The organism is Streptomyces sp. ATexAB-D23, from assembly GCF_000373645.1.
GTDB lineage: Bacteria > Actinomycetota > Actinomycetes > Streptomycetales > Streptomycetaceae > Streptomyces > Streptomyces castrisilvae.
The window spans coordinates 32,523-47,557 of record NZ_KB892024.1 but is presented as its reverse complement, the minus strand read 5'-3'; the positions used below and the strand labels follow the sequence as shown (position 1 = coordinate 47,557).

General features: G+C 71.8%; 13 protein-coding genes. 10 read left to right on the top strand and 3 right to left on the bottom strand.

Annotation, left to right across the window (positions count from 1 at the left end):
* Window positions 1-187: 187 nt before the first annotated feature.
* The 9 genes from B082_RS0120825 to B082_RS0120785 all read left to right on the top strand — a co-directional run bounded on the left by B082_RS0120825 (window position 188) and on the right by B082_RS0120785 (window position 12,698).
* Window positions 188-1,474, top strand: a complete 1,287-nt coding sequence (locus B082_RS0120825) for an ABC transporter substrate-binding protein (RefSeq protein WP_018553750.1) — start codon at window positions 188-190, stop codon at window positions 1,472-1,474.
* Window positions 1,475-1,482: 8 nt separating this feature from the next.
* Window positions 1,483-2,421 (top strand): carbohydrate ABC transporter permease, encoded by a 939-nt coding sequence (locus B082_RS0120820; protein ID WP_018553749.1) that lies wholly within the window; start codon window positions 1,483-1,485, stop codon window positions 2,419-2,421.
* Window positions 2,418-3,278 (top strand): carbohydrate ABC transporter permease, encoded by an 861-nt coding sequence (locus tag B082_RS0120815; protein ID WP_018553748.1) that lies wholly within the window; start codon window positions 2,418-2,420, stop codon window positions 3,276-3,278. Before B082_RS0120820 ends, B082_RS0120815 begins: the two co-directional genes overlap by 4 nt.
* A gap of 48 nt (window positions 3,279-3,326) precedes the next feature.
* A complete protein-coding gene (locus tag B082_RS0120810; protein WP_018553747.1) occupies window positions 3,327-4,580 on the top strand; it encodes a glycoside hydrolase 5 family protein in 1,254 nt (417 codons plus the stop codon).
* Window positions 4,581-4,643: 63 nt separating this feature from the next.
* Window positions 4,644-6,734 carry an endo-beta-N-acetylglucosaminidase gene (locus B082_RS0120805; RefSeq protein ID WP_018553746.1) on the top strand — a complete coding sequence of 697 codons (2,091 nt, stop codon included), beginning with the start codon at window positions 4,644-4,646 and terminating at the stop codon, window positions 6,732-6,734.
* A 39-nt stretch (window positions 6,735-6,773) separates the two neighbouring features.
* Window positions 6,774-9,791 carry an alpha-mannosidase gene (locus B082_RS0120800; RefSeq protein WP_018553745.1) on the top strand — a complete coding sequence of 1,006 codons (3,018 nt, stop codon included), beginning with the start codon at window positions 6,774-6,776 and terminating at the stop codon, window positions 9,789-9,791.
* A gap of 363 nt (window positions 9,792-10,154) precedes the next feature.
* The gene (locus B082_RS0120795; RefSeq protein WP_018522223.1) at window positions 10,155-10,358 is read left to right on the top strand and encodes a cold-shock protein; all 204 of its coding nucleotides are present in this window, start codon (window positions 10,155-10,157) and stop codon (window positions 10,356-10,358) included.
* A gap of 417 nt (window positions 10,359-10,775) precedes the next feature.
* Window positions 10,776-12,341, top strand: coding sequence for a DEAD/DEAH box helicase (locus B082_RS0120790; RefSeq protein ID WP_018553744.1), 1,566 nt, complete (start codon window positions 10,776-10,778; stop codon window positions 12,339-12,341).
* 51 nt (window positions 12,342-12,392) lie between these two features.
* Window positions 12,393-12,698: an SCO5918 family protein gene (locus B082_RS0120785; protein ID WP_018553743.1), complete on the top strand. Its 306-nt coding sequence runs from the start codon at window positions 12,393-12,395 to the stop codon at window positions 12,696-12,698.
* 89 nt (window positions 12,699-12,787) lie between these two features.
* Here the strand turns inward: B082_RS0120785 and crcB (B082_RS0120780) are convergent, their stop codons facing one another.
* From crcB (B082_RS0120780) to crcB (B082_RS0120770), 3 genes are read right to left on the bottom strand one after another with little or no spacing between them, the layout of a single operon-like run.
* Window positions 12,788-13,162 carry a fluoride efflux transporter CrcB gene (crcB, locus tag B082_RS0120780; protein ID WP_018553742.1) on the bottom strand — a complete coding sequence of 125 codons (375 nt, stop codon included), beginning with the start codon at window positions 13,160-13,162 and terminating at the stop codon, window positions 12,788-12,790.
* A complete protein-coding gene (locus B082_RS0120775; protein WP_018553741.1) occupies window positions 13,159-13,545 on the bottom strand; it encodes a DUF190 domain-containing protein in 387 nt (128 codons plus the stop codon). The genes crcB (B082_RS0120780) and B082_RS0120775 overlap by 4 nt, the downstream gene beginning before the upstream one ends.
* Window positions 13,542-13,982 (bottom strand): fluoride efflux transporter CrcB, encoded by a 441-nt coding sequence (crcB, locus tag B082_RS0120770; protein ID WP_018553740.1) that lies wholly within the window; start codon window positions 13,980-13,982, stop codon window positions 13,542-13,544. Before crcB (B082_RS0120770) ends, B082_RS0120775 begins: the two co-directional genes overlap by 4 nt.
* Window positions 13,983-14,224: 242 nt before the next feature.
* On the opposite strand from crcB (B082_RS0120770), the gene B082_RS0120765 reads away from it, so the two are divergent.
* The gene (locus B082_RS0120765) at window positions 14,225-15,019 is read left to right on the top strand and encodes a peptidoglycan recognition protein (protein WP_018553739.1); all 795 of its coding nucleotides are present in this window, start codon (window positions 14,225-14,227) and stop codon (window positions 15,017-15,019) included.
* Window positions 15,020-15,035: the final 16 nt, after the last annotated feature.

Below are 15,035 nucleotides of genomic sequence, written 5' to 3'. Positions count from 1 at the left end.
AGCAGCCGTCAATAGTCTGCCGTGCGGCTCTGACCTGCATGTATGCCATAACTAAAGATTACGTTCCGGTGAATGTATTGACTTTGGGTCCACGTGCATTGCAGGGTCTGTCGGGCGAACGCGGCCCGCCGGGTCAGGGCCCCGGGCAGCGTCCGCACGCCTGGTCCGAGCAAAGGAGCCGTTCACCGTGCGCATCTCCCGCAGGGCAGTCGCCACTGCCGCCGTCCTCGCCACCGTCCTGCCGTTGAGCGCGTGCGGCGGTGGGTCCGGCGCGGACTCGTCCGACGCCTCCGGCAAGGTCGAAGGGAAGATCACCTTCCAGACCTGGAACCTCCAGGCGAACTTCAAGGACTACTTCAACGGGGTGATCGCGGACTTCGAGAAGAAGTACCCGGACACCGAGGTCAAGTGGGTCGACCGTCCCGGTGAGGGCTACGCGGACAAGATCAGCGCGGACGCGGCCGGCGGCACCCTGCCCGACGTCGTCAACGTCTCGCCCGACCTGGTGGCCCCGCTGGCCAAGGCGGGCATCGCGCTCGACCTGGACAAGGCGGCGCCGCAGTACCGCAAGGAGTACCTGGACGGCGCCTGGAAGAGCCACCAGATACCGGGCACGGACGGCACGTACGCCTTCCCCTGGTACCTCAACACCGGCCCGATGTTCTACAACAAGCGCCTCTTCGAGGACGCCGGGCTCGACCCGCGGCAGCCGCCGGCCACGTACGACGAGGTCTTCGCCGCCGGACTGAAGCTCGCCGAGAAGAGCCACGGCAAGGTCGCCACCCTCGCCAACGTCCCCACCATCGAGGACTTCGGCCGCTACGGCGGGCAGCTCATGAACGAGGAGGGCACCGGCTTCGCCTTCAACGACGCCAAGGGCATCGAACTCCTCACTCACTACAAGGAGCTGTACGACGCCAAGGCGCTCGACCCGCAGGCGCTGACCGCGACCCCCGAGTCCTCGGGCCACAAGTTCCTCACCGAGTCGGTGGCGATGAACCCGGGCAGCGCGCTGGACCTCGCCAACTTCAAGAAGCAGGCTCCGAGCCTCTACAAGAACATCGGCATCACCGACCAGGTCAGCAGCACCGGCAAGGCCAACATGTACGTCATGGGCGTCATGGTGAACGCGCAGACCAAGCGCAAGCCCGCCGCCGTGGCCTTCGCCCACTACGTGACCGACGCGACCCGGCAGATGGAGTTCGCCAAGCAGGTCGCCATCTTCCCGAGCACCGAGGGCTCGCTCGACGACCCGTACTTCACCAAGGAGGACGGCACGGACGAGACCCGCGTCCGGGTCGCCGCCGCCAAGTCCCTGAAGACGGCCGTCAACTACACACCGGTGCTGTTCAGCGAGCAGATGAAGACCGAGCTGCGCAACCAGATCGCCAAGGCCCTGCAAGGAAAGCAGAGTCCCAAGGAAGCTCTTGACAACGCTGTCAAGGCCTGTGACCGGCTGTTGCAGCAGAGCTGAGCCCCCTCGTGAACTCCCCCGCCCCCACCGGCACGGCCTCCCGGAGCACCCGCTCCGGGAGCCGGCCCGGCGCCCGGATCAGGCGCCATCTGCCCCTCAGCCCCTGGCTGTTCGCCGCACCCGGCCTGATCGTGGTCGGCGCCTTCAGCCTCTTCCCGTTCTTCAGCACGCTGGTCAACTCCTTCACCGACCGGCGCACCCTGGTCCCGGGCTCGTACGTCGGCCTGGCGAACTTCCGTGAGCTGCTGCACGACGAGATGTTCTGGACCGGCCTGCGCAACAACGTCCTGTACGTGCTCGGCGTCGTCCCCGCGCTCGTGATCCTGCCGCTGCTGCTCGCGATGCTCGTCCAGCGGCACATCCCCGGCATCACGTTCTTCCGCTCGGCCTTCTACACCCCGGTCGTCGCCTCCATCGTGGTCGTCGGCCTGATCTGGGTCTGGATGCTGGACGACCGGGGGCTGATCAACGCGGTCCTGGAGGCCGTCGGCATCGGCAAGGTCGGCTTCCTGAGCGACCAGTGGCTGCTGCTGGGCAGCGCGATGACGGTCACGGTCTGGAAGGGCCTCGGCTACTACATGATCATCTACCTGGCCGCCCTCGCGAACGTGCCCAAGGAACTGCACGAGGCCGCTTCCGTGGACGGCGCCGGAGTCGTACGCCGCTTCTTCACGGTCACCGTGCCCGCCATCCGCTCCACGATGGTCCTGGTCGCGGCCCTCTCCTCGGTCTCCGCCTTCAAGGTGTTCTCCGAGGTCTACCTGATGGCCGGACCCTCCGGCGGACCGGCGGGCGAGGACACCACCCTGGTGATGCTCGTCCAGCGGGTCGGCACCGGACTGAGCGGGCGGGTCGGCTACGCCTCCGCCATCTCGGTCGTCATCTTCGTCGTCACCGTCGGCCTGATGCTCCTGGTGCTGCGCGCCGACCGCAAGGAGGACGCGTGAGCTTCCTGAAGACCACCGACGCCGACGGCCGGCGCGTCCCGCCCTGGCAGCTCGTCCTGCGCTACGTGCTGCTGCTCGCCGTCCTGGCGCTGACCGTCGGGCCGTTCCTGTGGCAGCTGTCGACCTCGCTGAAGGGCCCGAACGAGGACATCTTCAGCTCGCCGCCGAAGTTCCTCCCCAGCGACCCGACCCTGGACAACTACAGCCGGGTCGCCGACACGATCCCCGTCTGGGACTACGCGCTGAACTCCCTCAAGGTCGCCTCCGCCAACGTGGTGACCAACTGCGTCGGCTCGGCGCTCGCCGGGTACGCCCTGGCGAGGCTCCGCTACCGGGGGCGCAGGGCCGCGACGCTGGCGTTCATCCTCGCCATGCTGGTGCCCGTGGAGGGCATCATCATCGCCCAGTTCACCACCATGCGGGACCTCGGTCTGAACAACACCCTGCTCGGCGTGCTGCTGCCGGGCTCGGTCGGCGCGATGAACGTCCTGCTGATGCGCAACGCGTTCCTCAACCTCCCCGTGGAGATCGAGGAGGCGGCCTTCGTGGACGGCGCCAACGTCTGGCAGCGCTTCCTGCGGATCGCGCTGCCCTCGGTCAAGGGCACCCTCGCCGTCGTCGCGATCTTCGCGTTCATGGGCTCCTGGGACGACTTCCTGTGGCCGCTGATCGTCCTCAGCGACCCGGACAACTTCACCCTGACCATCGGCCTGAACTACCTGCACGGAACCTTCGCCAACGACGAGCGGCTCGTCGCGGCCGGCACGATCATCGCCGTGCTCCCGCTCATCGTCCTCTTCGCCGGGCTCCAGCGCTTCTTCTTCCGGGGCGTCGGCGAAGGCGCCGTCAAGGGCTGACCCCCACCGCCCCACCCCCGCACCACAGAACCAGGACCCCTGTTCCGTATGAGCACCTCCCCCTTGCGTTTCGGCGCCAACTACACGCCCAGCCAGGGCTGGTTCCACCACTGGCTGGACTTCGACCTCGACGCCGTACGCGCCGACCTGGACTCGATCGCCGGGCTCGGCCTCGACCACATCCGGGTCTTCCCGCTCTGGCCGCTCTTCCAGCCCAACCGCACCCTGATCCGCCCGCGCGCCGTCGAACAGCTCGTCCAGCTCGCCGACGCCGCCGCCGAACGCGGCCTCGACACCTGCGTGGACGGGCTCCAGGGGCACCTGTCGAGCTTCGACTTCCTGCCCGCCTGGACCGGCACCTGGCACCGGCGCAACCTCTTCACCGACCCGGACGTGCTCTCCGGCCAGGCCGAGTACCTGCGCACCCTGGCCGCCGCCCTCGCCGACCGGCCGCACTTCATCGGGATGACCCTCGGCAACGAGATCAACCAGTTCTCCGGCGACCCGCACCCCGATCCGGACCGCATCACGCCCGAGCAGGCCGGGGCCTGGCTGACCCGGATGCTCGACGCCTGCGAGGAGGGGGCGCCCGGCAAGCTCCACCTGCACGCCGAGTACGACGCCGCCTGGTACCAGGACGACCACGCCTTCACCCCGGCGCACGCAGCGCGCGAGGGCGCCGTCACCGCCGTGCACTCCTGGGTCTTCAACGGCACCGCCCAGCGCCACGGCCGCACCGGCACCGCCACCGAGCACCACGCCGCCTACCTGATCGAACTCTCCAAGGCCTGGGCCCTCGACCCGCACCGGCCGGTGTGGCTCCAGGAGGTCGGCGCGCCCGCCCCGCTCATCCCCGCCGAGCACGCCGCCGCCTTCACCGAGGCGACCGTGGCCAACGCCCTGGACTGCGAGGACGTGTGGGGCGTCACCTGGTGGTGCTCCCACGACGTGTCCCGCTCGCTGGCCGACTTCCCCGAACTGGAGTACAGCCTCGGGCTGCTCACCAACGACCGCCGGGTCAAGCCGGCCGGCCGCGCCATCGCCCGGATCGTGCGGGAGCAGCGCGCCAGGACCCGGAAACCCGCGCCCCGGACCACGGCCCTCGTGGTCGACACCGGGGACGAGGCGACCGCGCCCCGCCGCTCCGTCTGCGCCCCCGGCGGCGCCGTCTTCGAGGCGTTCGCCCGGCTCACCGCGGACGGCGTACGCCCCACCACCGTCCTCGCGGGCAAGGCACTCGACCCGGGCCACCTCGCCGCCCGGGGCATCACCGAGGTCGTCACGCCCGACGAGGTCCGCTGACCCCCACGCACGAACCACCCCGCACCGCACCGGAATCACATCCCGCCTGATACGGAGCACGCCATGTCCCAGTCCTCGCCCGCGCCCCGGCCGCGCCCGGCCGCCCCCGGCCGCCGCACCGTGGTCCTCGCCGGAGCCGGAACGGCCGCCGCCCTCCTGACGCCCGGCCTCGCCGGGACCGCCGGGGCCGCCACCCGCACCGCCCCCTCGGCACAGGGCGCCCGGCAGCCGTACGCCTCGTACTGGTTCCCCGACTCGCTGCCCGACGGCACCCCCGGCGACGGCATCACCTGGCGCAGCCTGAAGGCATGGCACCCCGGCAGCGACCCCGACCTGCCGTTCAACACCGCGTCCGTGCCGCTCGCCGACCGCTTCACCCCGGTCCCGGCGAACACCACGGCCCGGACCGACCAGGCGCGGATCACCTCCCTGGTGGCCTTCGGGAACACCGCGGGCAACCCCTCCCAGGGCTCCGCCACCGCCGACTACTACGCCCTGAACCACTGGGCGTACATCGACGAACTGGTCTTCTGGGGCGGCTCGGCGGGCGAGGGCCTGATCCTGGCGCCGAACGCCCCCGTCGTGGACGCGGCGCACCGCAACGGCGTCCCCGTCCTCGGCACGGTGTTCCTGCCGCCCGTGCACCACGGCGGCGACCTGCGGTGGACCCGCGACCTCGTGCAGCGGGACGCGGCCGGGCGCTTCCCGCTGGCCGCGAAGCTGGTGGAGGCGGCCGTCGCGCACGGCTTCGACGGCTGGTTCATCAACGCGGAGACCGAGGGCGGGGACGCCGCGCTCGGCGCCGAGATGCTCGCCTTCGTCACCGACCTGCGGGCCCGCAGCGACCGGGCGGGGCTGCGCATCACCTGGTACGACGCGATGACCGTGCGCGGCGAGGTCGGCTGGCAGGGCGCGCTGAACGACGAGAACACGGCCCTGTTCCGGGAAGCGGACTCGATGTTCGTGGACTTCCGCTGGACGCCGGAGACGCTCGCCGCCTCCGCGAGGACCGCCGAGGCCGCCGGCCGCAGCCGCTACGACCTGTGGGCCGGCGTCGACGTCGAGTCCAACGGCTGGAACGCGCCCGTCGACTGGGACGCGATCATCCCGGCCGACCGCCCGCACACCGTCGGCTACGGCTTCTACCGCCCGGAGTGGACCCACAGCCGGCTGGCCGACGACGCCCGCACCCCGGACCGGTTCCACGCCGCCGACCAGCGGTTCTGGACCGGGCAGTCGCTGGACCCGGCCCGGCCGGACCGTACGGACAGCTGGCGCGCCCCCGCCACGGCGGTGGCCGACCGCTCGACCGTGGCCGGGCTGCCGTTCGCCACCGCCTTCAACACCGGCCACGGGCTGCGCTGGTACGAGAACGGCCGGGTGACCTCCGACGCGGAGTGGAACCACCTCGGGGTCCAGGACCGGCTGCCGGGCCGCCGCTGGGTCGTGCGCACCGAGGGCCGCCGCCCGTCCGTAGGCTTCGACTTCGACGACGCCTGGCACGGTGGCAGCAGCCTCCTGGTGGACGGGGAGCCGGGCGCCCCGGTGACCGTCGAGCTGTACGCCACGCGGCTGCCGCTGACCCGGCGCACCGTGGTCGAGCTGACGCACCGCACCGACCCGGGCTCGGGACCGGTCACCGTCGAGCTGGCCGTGGCCCTGCGCGAGCCGGAGCGGCCGGGCGACCCCGTCCCGTACACCTTCGTCCCGGCGGGGGAGCTGCGGGCGGGCGGCACGGGCTGGAGCACCGCCACCCTCCGGCTGAACCCGCTCTCCGGGACCGCCCACGCGCTCGGGGTGCGGCTCACGGCGTCCGGCCCGGTGCGCTGGCGCCTCGGCGCCCTGGCCGTACGGGACCGGGCCGAGACCCCCGCCGCGCCGGCCGGGCTGCGGATCACCGCGGCGTCCGCCGGTACCGACGGCACCGACCTGCGCCTGAACTGGCACCGGGCACCCGGCACCCCGCGCCACTACGAGCTGCACCGCGTCCTGCCCGACGGCACCCGGCGCTTCCTCGGTGCCACCGCGGGCACCGCGTTCTTCGTCCCGGGACTGCGCCGGGAACCGGGCGAGAAGACCGCCCGTTTCCAGGTCAGGGCCGTCGGCGAGCTGTACACGACCTCCGGCGCCGCCAACGCCGCGCACCGCTGGTAACCACCCCCCACCCGACCCACTCACAACGGAGCCACCCTCATGCACGACGACCGCAGCCTGGTCGAGGCCCGACTCAAGCGCGTCCTGGACGAGCGCATCCGGCCGGCCGTATACCCGCAGTCCGTCCCGCTGGACGTCGCCGTCTGGAACGCGCCGGGTGAGCCCGTCCCGGTCGCCGAGGGCCTCGCCGGGCCCACCGAGAAGATCGCGGTCGGCGACCGGTGGGGCGCTCCGTGGGGCACCTCCTGGTTCAAGGTCTCCGGCACGGTGCCGGAGGACTGGGCGGGCCGGACCGTCGAGGCGCTGCTCGACCTCGGCTTCGACGAGAACATGCCGGGCTTCCAGTGCGAGGGCCTCGTCTACCGCCCCGACGGCACCCCGGTGAAGGGCCTCAACCCGCGCAACCAGTGGGTGCGGGTGGGCGCCCCGGTCGCGGGCGGCGAGGAGGTGCTGCTGCACATCGAGGCCGCCTCCAACCCGGTGATCCTCGACTACCACCCCTTCCTGCCGACCCGGCTGGGCGACAAGGAGACGGCCGGCAGCGAGCCGCAGTACACCCTGGCCCGGATGGACCTCGCCGTCTTCGACGAGGACGTGTGGAACCTCGTCCAGGACCTGGAGGTGCTGGGCGAGCTGATGGGGGAGCTGCCCGTGGAGGGCGCCCGCCGCTGGGACATCCTGCGCGCGGTCGGCCGGGCGCTGGACGCGGTCGACCTCCAGGACGTGGGCGGCACGGCCGCCGCCGCGCGCGAGGAGCTGGCCGGGGTCCTCGCGACGCCCGCCGTGCCCTCCGCGCACCGCATCAGCGCCGTCGGCCACGCGCACATCGACTCCGCCTGGCTGTGGCCGCTGCGCGAGACGGTCCGCAAGGTCGCCCGTACGACGTCCAACATGACCGCGCTCCTGGAGGACGAGCCGGACTTCGTCTTCGCGATGTCGCAGGCGCAGCAGTTCGCCTGGATCAAGGAGCACCGCCCCGAGGTCTACGCCAAGGTCAAGGCGGCCGTCGCGGACGGCCGGTTCGTCCCGTCCGGCGGCATGTGGGTCGAGTCCGACACCAACATGCCGGGCTCCGAGGCGATGGCCCGCCAGTTCGTGCACGGCAAGCGGTTCTTCCTGGACGAGTTCGGCATCGAGAACGACGAGGCGTGGCTGCCCGACACCTTCGGGTTCGCGGCCGGGCTGCCGCAGATCATCAAGGCGGCCGGCTCCAAGTGGCTGCTCACGCAGAAGATCTCCTGGAGCCAGACCAACAAGTTCCCGCACCACACCTTCCAGTGGGAGGGCATCGACGGCACCCGGATCTTCACGCACTTCCCGCCCGTCGACACGTACAACTGCTCGATGAAGGGCAGCGAGATCGCCCACGCGGCGACGAACTTCAAGGACAAGGGCGTCGCCCAGCACTCGCTGGCCCCGACCGGCTGGGGCGACGGGGGCGGCGGCACCACCCGCGAGATGATCGCCAAGGCGGCCCGGATGCGGAGCCTGGAGGGCTCGGCGACGGTGACGTGGGAGACCCCCACCGACTTCTTCACCAAGGCCGAGGCGGAGTACCCCAACGCCCCGGTCTGGGTCGGCGAGCTCTACCTGGAGCTGCACCGCGCGACCCTGACCAGCCAGGCCAAGACCAAGCAGGGCAACCGCCGCAGCGAGCACCTGCTCCGCGAGGCCGAGCTGTGGGCCGCCACCGCCGCCGTCCGCACCGGCTTCTCCTACCCGTACGAGCGGTTCGACCGGATCTGGAAGACGGTGCTGCTGCACCAGTTCCACGACATCCTGCCCGGCTCCTCGATCGCCTGGGTGCACCGCGAGGCGGAGAAGACGTACGCGGCCGTCGCCGCCGAGCTGACCGGCGTCATCGACGCCGCGCAGCGCGCCCTGGCCGGTGACCCCGAGGGGGACAGGGCCCTCGTCTTCAACGCCGCGCCGCACACCCGCTCCGGCGTTGCCGCCGGAGGCGCGGCAGCCGTCGCGACGGCCGCCGCCACCCCGCCCGCCCCGCGCGAGGGCGGCGGCTACGTGCTGGACAACGGCCTGCTCCGGGTGGAGATCGACGGCCGGGGCCTGGTCGTCTCCGCGTACGACATCGCCGCCGGCCGCGAGACCGTGGCGCCGGGTGCCGCCGCGAACCTGCTCCAGATCCACCCCGACTTCCCGAACATGTGGGACGCCTGGGACGTCGACGCGTTCTACCGCAACACCGTCACCGACCTGACCGGCCTGGACGAACTGACCCCGGTGACGGACGGGGTGCGGGTCGTCCGCAGCTTCGGCGAATCGAAGGTGACCCAGCTGCTCACCCTGGAACCGGGCGCCAAGCGGCTCGACATCGACACCGAGGTCGACTGGCACGAGACGGAGAAGTTCCTCAAGGCCGCGTTCCCGCTGGACGTGCACGCCGAGCGGTACGCCTCCGAGACGCAGTTCGGCCACTTCTACCGGGCCACCCACACCAACACCAGCTGGGAGGCCGCCAAGTTCGAGGCGTGCAACCACCGCTTCGTCCACCTGGAGGAGCCGGGCTGGGGCGTCGCGCTCGTCAACGACTCGACGTACGGCCACGACGTGACGCGTACCGTGCGGGACGCGGACGCGGGCACGACCACCACCGTCCGGGTCTCGCTGCTGCGCGCCCCGCGCTTCCCCGACCCGGAGACCGACCAGGGCGTGCACCGCTTCCGGCACGCGCTCGTCCCCGGCGCCGCGATCGGCGACGCGGTCCGCGAGGGCTTCGGCGTCAACCTGCCGGAGCGCCGGGTGACGGGTGACCGGGAGGTGGCCCCGCTGGTGGCCGTCGACAACGACGCGGTCGTGGTGAGCGCCGTCAAGCTGGCGGACGACGGGAGCGGCGACCTCGTCGTACGGCTCTACGAGTCCACGGGCGGCCGGGCGAAGGTCCGCCTGGCCACCGGCTTCCCGGCCACGTCCGTCGTGGCGACGGACTTGCTGGAGCGGCCGCTGGCCGGTGTGCCGGTGCCCGAGAGCGACGAGGAGGGCGTGCGGCTGTCGCTGCGCCCCTTCGAGCTGGTGACGCTGCGGCTGACGCGCGGCTGAACCGCCGGAGGGCGGGCGAAGGGAGCGCCGCCGGCCGTCGCGGGCCGCAAATATTCCCGGACACGGCCCTCCGGCACAGAATTTTGCGCAATGCACACCGAGTGTTTGTGTGAGGGTTTGCGTGAGTTTTATGGCGCGCCGGGCGCGGGGAAATTACTTCTCGCGCCCGGCCGTTTTCATTGTGCTACGGTAGATACCAGTTGCAGTTGTGGTTCCCGAAGACTCCAAGTGCTCTCCTCGGCTAAGTGGCCGATGAGTGCGCTGACGTATTTTCCGGCTTGCATATCCGGATGGGGTAATCATCACGGCGACGTGGGACTGGCACAGTGCGAGTCCCCGGGCTCATCCCCAGAAGGAGAAAAAATGGCTACCGGCACCGTGAAGTGGTTCAACTCGGAAAAGGGTTTCGGCTTCATTGAGCAGGACGGCGGCGGCGCCGACGTCTTCGCCCACTACTCGAACATCGCCTCCAGCGGCTTCCGCGAGCTGCAGGAGGGCCAGAAGGTGAACTTCGACGTCACGCAGGGCCAGAAGGGCCCGCAGGCGGAGAACATCACCCCCGCGTGAATCCGATCACGTCGGCGCCTACGCGCTGACGGTGCATCCGCAGCTGGGGCCCGCACTTTGGGTGCGGGCCCCAGCTCGCTGCTTTTTCCGGTCCCGCCCCGTGCCCGCCGTGCCGTACCATCGCCACGAGCCGCCGGGGGAGCGCAGACCCACCGTCTTCACCATGCGGCGGACGATCCGCCATGGCCCCCGGACCGACCAGGTCCGGCGGAGCCCCTTGACGTGACCCCCACTCCACGGAGCGGCCGGGCTCGTCATCGCGAAGCACCGGACCCGGCTCAGGCCGGGCCCGTATCGGCTCAAGACCGGCCGCCGGGCTTCGTTCACGTATGCCAACGGCCCGTTCTTGCGATTCTTGTGCCGCTCGTCGACGCAATGAATTCCTCGATACGCGCCATTTTCGAGGAAAGGTTCCGCATGAACCGCGACCGCACACCCCGTTCCAACGACCGATATTCCCGTACCCGTGGCGGTGCCCCCGTCGGCTCCGGCTCCCGTTCGGGCGGCGGGTTCCGTTCCCAGGGCTCGGGCCGCCCCGGCGGCCCGGGACGTTTCGGCTCGTCCGAGCGGCGCTCCGGCGGATCCGGCGGATACGGGCGCAGGCCCGCCGCCCGGCAGGGTGAATTCGCCCTGCCGACCACCATCACCCCCGCGCTGCCGCCCGTCGAGGCCTTCGCCGACCTGGACATGCCCGCGCCCCTGCTGGCGGCGCTCGCCGCCCAGGGCGTCACGGTGCCGTTCCCGATCCAGGCCGCCACGCTGCCGAACTCGCTGGCCGGCCGTGACGTGCTGGGCCGCGGACGCACCGGCTCGGGCAAGACACTCGCTTTCGGCCTGGCGCTGCTGGCCCGTACGGAGGGCCGCCGTGCCGAGGCCCGGCACCCGCTCGCGCTGGTCCTGGTGCCCACCCGTGAGCTGGCCCAGCAGGTCACCGACGCGCTGACCCCGTACGCCCGTTCGCTCAGGCTGCGACTGGCCACCGTCGTCGGCGGCATGTCGATCGGCCGTCAGGCGGCCGCGCTGCGCGGCGGCTCCGAGATCGTCGTGGCGACCCCGGGCCGGCTCAAGGACCTCATCGAGCGCGGTGACTGCAACCTCGACCGGGTGGCGATCACGGTCCTGGACGAGGCGGACCAGATGGCCGACATGGGCTTCATGCCGCAGGTCACCGAACTGCTGAACCAGGTCCAGCCGGAGGGCCAGCGCATGCTGTTCTCGGCGACCCTGGACCGCAACGTCGACCTCCTCGTCCGCCGCTACCTGCACGACCCGGTCGTCCACTCGGTGGACCCGGCCGCGGGCGCGGTGACGACGATGGAGCACCACGTCCTCTATGTGCGCGGCGCCGACAAGTACGCCACCACGACGGAGATCGCGGCCCGCGACGGCCGGGTGATCATGTTCCTCGACACCAAGCACGCCGTGGACAAGCTCACCGACCACCTGCTCAGCAGCGGGGTCCGCGCGGCGGCGCTGCACGGCGGGAAGTCCCAGCCGCAGCGCACCCGCACCCTGACCCGCTTCAAGACCGGACACGTCACGGTCCTGGTGGCGACGAATGTCGCGGCGCGCGGCATCCACGTCGACAACCTCGACCTCGTCGTCAACGTCGACCCGCCGAGCGACCACAAGGACTACCTGCACCGCGGCGGCCGTACCGCGCGGGCCGGTGAGTCCGGCAGTGTCGTCACGCTGGTGCTGCCCAACCAGCGCCGCGAGATGACCCGGCTGATGGCCGACGCCGGCATCACCCCGAAGATCGCCGAGGTCCGCTCCGGCGAGGCCGAGCTGAGCCGTATCACCGGCGCGCAGGCGCCCTCGGGCGTGCCCGTCACCATCACCGCGCCGCCCTCCGAGCGCTCCGCGGGCGGCTCGTCCGCGCGTGGCCGGCGCAGCCGCCCGTCCCAGGGCCGCCGGTCCTCGTCCTCGGCGTCCTCGTCGCGCGGCGGCGAGCGCCGTCCGTCCGGCAGCCGGGCTTCCTGACCCGGTCATCGTGTTCCCGCCCGGTTTTGTCCCCGACCCCGTTGAGGCACCATGCGCTGTGTGATCGCCCGCTTTCCGTTCGACCTGTTCAAGCACGAGGTCGAGGCATCGATGAAGGGCATCAAGCCCGAACCCGTCACCGGGGAGTCGGTGATCATCGGCCGCCGGGTGTACCCGGTCAAGCAGGTGGGTGAGGTGATCACCCGGCAGGACCGCCGCGACTTCTCGGCCGCCGAGGTGACCAGGGCGCTGGGGCGCCTCGGCTTCACCTGCCGGCCGGTGGCGGCCCCCGCCGTGCCGGTGGTGCCGAGCCCGCTGGAGGCCGCGTCCGCCGAACTCGGGGTCCCCGGGGCCTGACGGCCCGGGGTACCGCGCGCCGGAGCCCGGCCCTCTCGGGGGCCGGGCTCCGGCGCGTTGCCGTACGTTCTCGCGCTCTGCGCGCGGGTTCAGGTCCAGAGCGCTTCGGCGAGGGTGACACCTGCGAAGGCGGCGCCGAGGCCGATGACGACGCTCGCCACCGCGTTGGCGGCCGCGTAGAGCCGGGCCCCGTCCTCGGCCAGCCGCAGCGTCTCGTAGCTGAACGTGGAGTACGTGGTCAGCGCCCCGCAGAACCCCGTCCCGACCAGCAGCTGTACGGAGGACGAGGCGGCCCCGGCCACCACCGCGCCGGTCAGCAGGCCCAGGATCAGGCAGCCGGCCATGTTCACCGTGAACGTCCCCCAGGGGAAGACCGTGTCGTGGCGGGACTGCACGGCCCGGTCGGTCAGATAGCGCAGCGGGGCGCCGACCGCCGCGCCGGCGATCACCAGCAGCCAGTTCACTCCGGCTCTCCCTGTATGCCGGGACCGGCCGGGCCCTCCTGGGCCCCGGGGTTCTCCCGGCGGACGATCTCGCAGGCGTCGAGGGTCATCCGGCAGCCGTCGGCCATTTCGGCGATCCTCGGCAGGAACGCGCGCACCGCGGGCTCCGCGTCCACGATGATCACGGCCACCGGCAGGTCCTCGCTCAGCGACAGCAGCCGCTGGGTGTGGATCATCGAGGAGGCTCCGAAGCCCTCGATGCCCCGGAAGACGCTCGCCCCGGAGAGACCGGCCGCGTGCGCCCGGTGCACGATCTCCGTGTAGACGGGCCGGTGGTGCCAGGTGTCGGACTCGCCGACCAGCACGGTCAGGCGCAGGCCGGGTTCGGTCACGGGTGTCGTCATGGCTGCCTCCACGCCAGTGCGCGGCGCGTCAGCCACACCGCGCTCCACACCGCCGCGAGGGCCGCGAGCAGTGTCGTTCCCAGATAGGCGAGCCCGGTGCCGGCCCGCCCCTTCGCCACGAGGCGTTCGATGTCGACCGCGTACGTGGAGAAGGTGGTGAACCCGCCGAGCACCCCGGTGCCGAAGAACGGCCGCACCAGCCGGTGCGCCGCCCACACCTCGCTGATCACCACCATGAACACGCCGATGACCGCGCAGCCGATGACGTTGACGACGAGGGTCGTGCAGGGGAAGCCGCCGGGCGCGGTGGGCCACAGGAGCGAGGCTCCGTAACGGGCGGACGCCCCGGTGGCCCCGCCCAGGGCGACCACGGCGACGACGGCGCTCTGCGGGTGCTGCCCGAGGCTCCTGAGGGCCCCGGGTCCGGTGCCGGGCATATGTCTCCTACCTGCCGGGGCGCCCACCGGGCGTGGGCGCGCGTCTGCGCAAGTAGGGACCGTTGGCGGCGTTCGACCGGCCGCGGTTCGGGTACGGCGGGCCCCACCGCCGCGCATCGGCCGTCACCGGCCTCCGCTGCCCCCAGGATATCGCCGGGGCGTGACCCTCCGCTTCCGCGGCCGATTTCACCCGATCGGCCACCTCATCTGCGGGTCCGGGGGAGAAGCCGCAGGGTGGAGCCATGTGGCCCCATCGAATATGGCTGGGCGTCGCGGTCCTCCCGCTGGTCCTGCTGGTTCCACGGGACGCCCCGGTGCGTCAGGTGCTGGCCGAGCGTCCGCCCGGCTCCTCCCGGGAGCGGGGCGGGACCGTGCCGCAGCCGGTGATCGTGAGCCGGGCGGCCTGGCACGCGAACGAGTCCATCGTCCGGGAGCGGGCCGTCTACACGGGCGCCGTGCGGGCGGTCTTCATCCACCACACGGGCGAGTCGAACGACTACGACTGCGCGGACGCCCCCGACCTGGTGCGTGCGGTCGAGCAGTCCCACATCGAGGGCAACGGCTGGGACGACATCGGCTACAACTTCCTCGTCGACCGGTGCGGAACGATCTACGAGGGCCGCGCGGGCGGCGTCACGCGCTCGGTGCGCGGGGCGCACACCACGGGCTTCAACGCCGACAGCGTGGGCATCGCGGTGCTGGGCGACTACCGCAACGGCGAGAAGGTCCCGGCGGCCGTGGTGCGGGCGCTGGCGGAGGTGGCGGCGTGGAAGCTGCGGCCGGGCGTCGACCCGCGGGGCAAGGTGCGCCTGGTGTCGACCAACGACAAGAGCAGGTACCCGAAGGGGAAGGCCGCGGTGCTGAACGTCATCTCCGGCCACCGGGACACCTACGAGACGACCTGCCCCGGCCAGGCGCTGTACGACGCGCTGCCGGCGATACGGGCGGCGGCGGCCGCCCTGCGCGAGGGCCGGGGGACGGGGGAGGGCCGGACGGACACGGAGGACGCGGGCTCCACCCACCAGCCTTTGAACTAGTGCATAGTGTGTTTGT

Coding starts and splice junctions, on each gene's coding strand:
- B082_RS0120810 (WP_018553747.1), top strand. CDS start 3,327: ATGAGCACCTCCCCCTTGCGTTTCGGCGCCAACTACACGCCCAGCCAG.
- B082_RS0120775 (WP_018553741.1), bottom strand. CDS start 13,545: ATGACGACACCCGTGACCGAACCCGGCCTGCGCCTGACCGTGCTGGTC.
- B082_RS0120785 (WP_018553743.1), top strand. CDS start 12,393: ATGCGCTGTGTGATCGCCCGCTTTCCGTTCGACCTGTTCAAGCACGAG.
- B082_RS0120790 (WP_018553744.1), top strand. CDS start 10,776: ATGAACCGCGACCGCACACCCCGTTCCAACGACCGATATTCCCGTACC.
- B082_RS0120805 (WP_018553746.1), top strand. CDS start 4,644: ATGTCCCAGTCCTCGCCCGCGCCCCGGCCGCGCCCGGCCGCCCCCGGC.
- B082_RS0120795 (WP_018522223.1), top strand. CDS start 10,155: ATGGCTACCGGCACCGTGAAGTGGTTCAACTCGGAAAAGGGTTTCGGC.
- B082_RS0120800 (WP_018553745.1), top strand. CDS start 6,774: ATGCACGACGACCGCAGCCTGGTCGAGGCCCGACTCAAGCGCGTCCTG.
- crcB (WP_018553740.1), bottom strand. CDS start 13,982: ATGCCCGGCACCGGACCCGGGGCCCTCAGGAGCCTCGGGCAGCACCCG.
- B082_RS0120765 (WP_018553739.1), top strand. CDS start 14,225: ATGTGGCCCCATCGAATATGGCTGGGCGTCGCGGTCCTCCCGCTGGTC.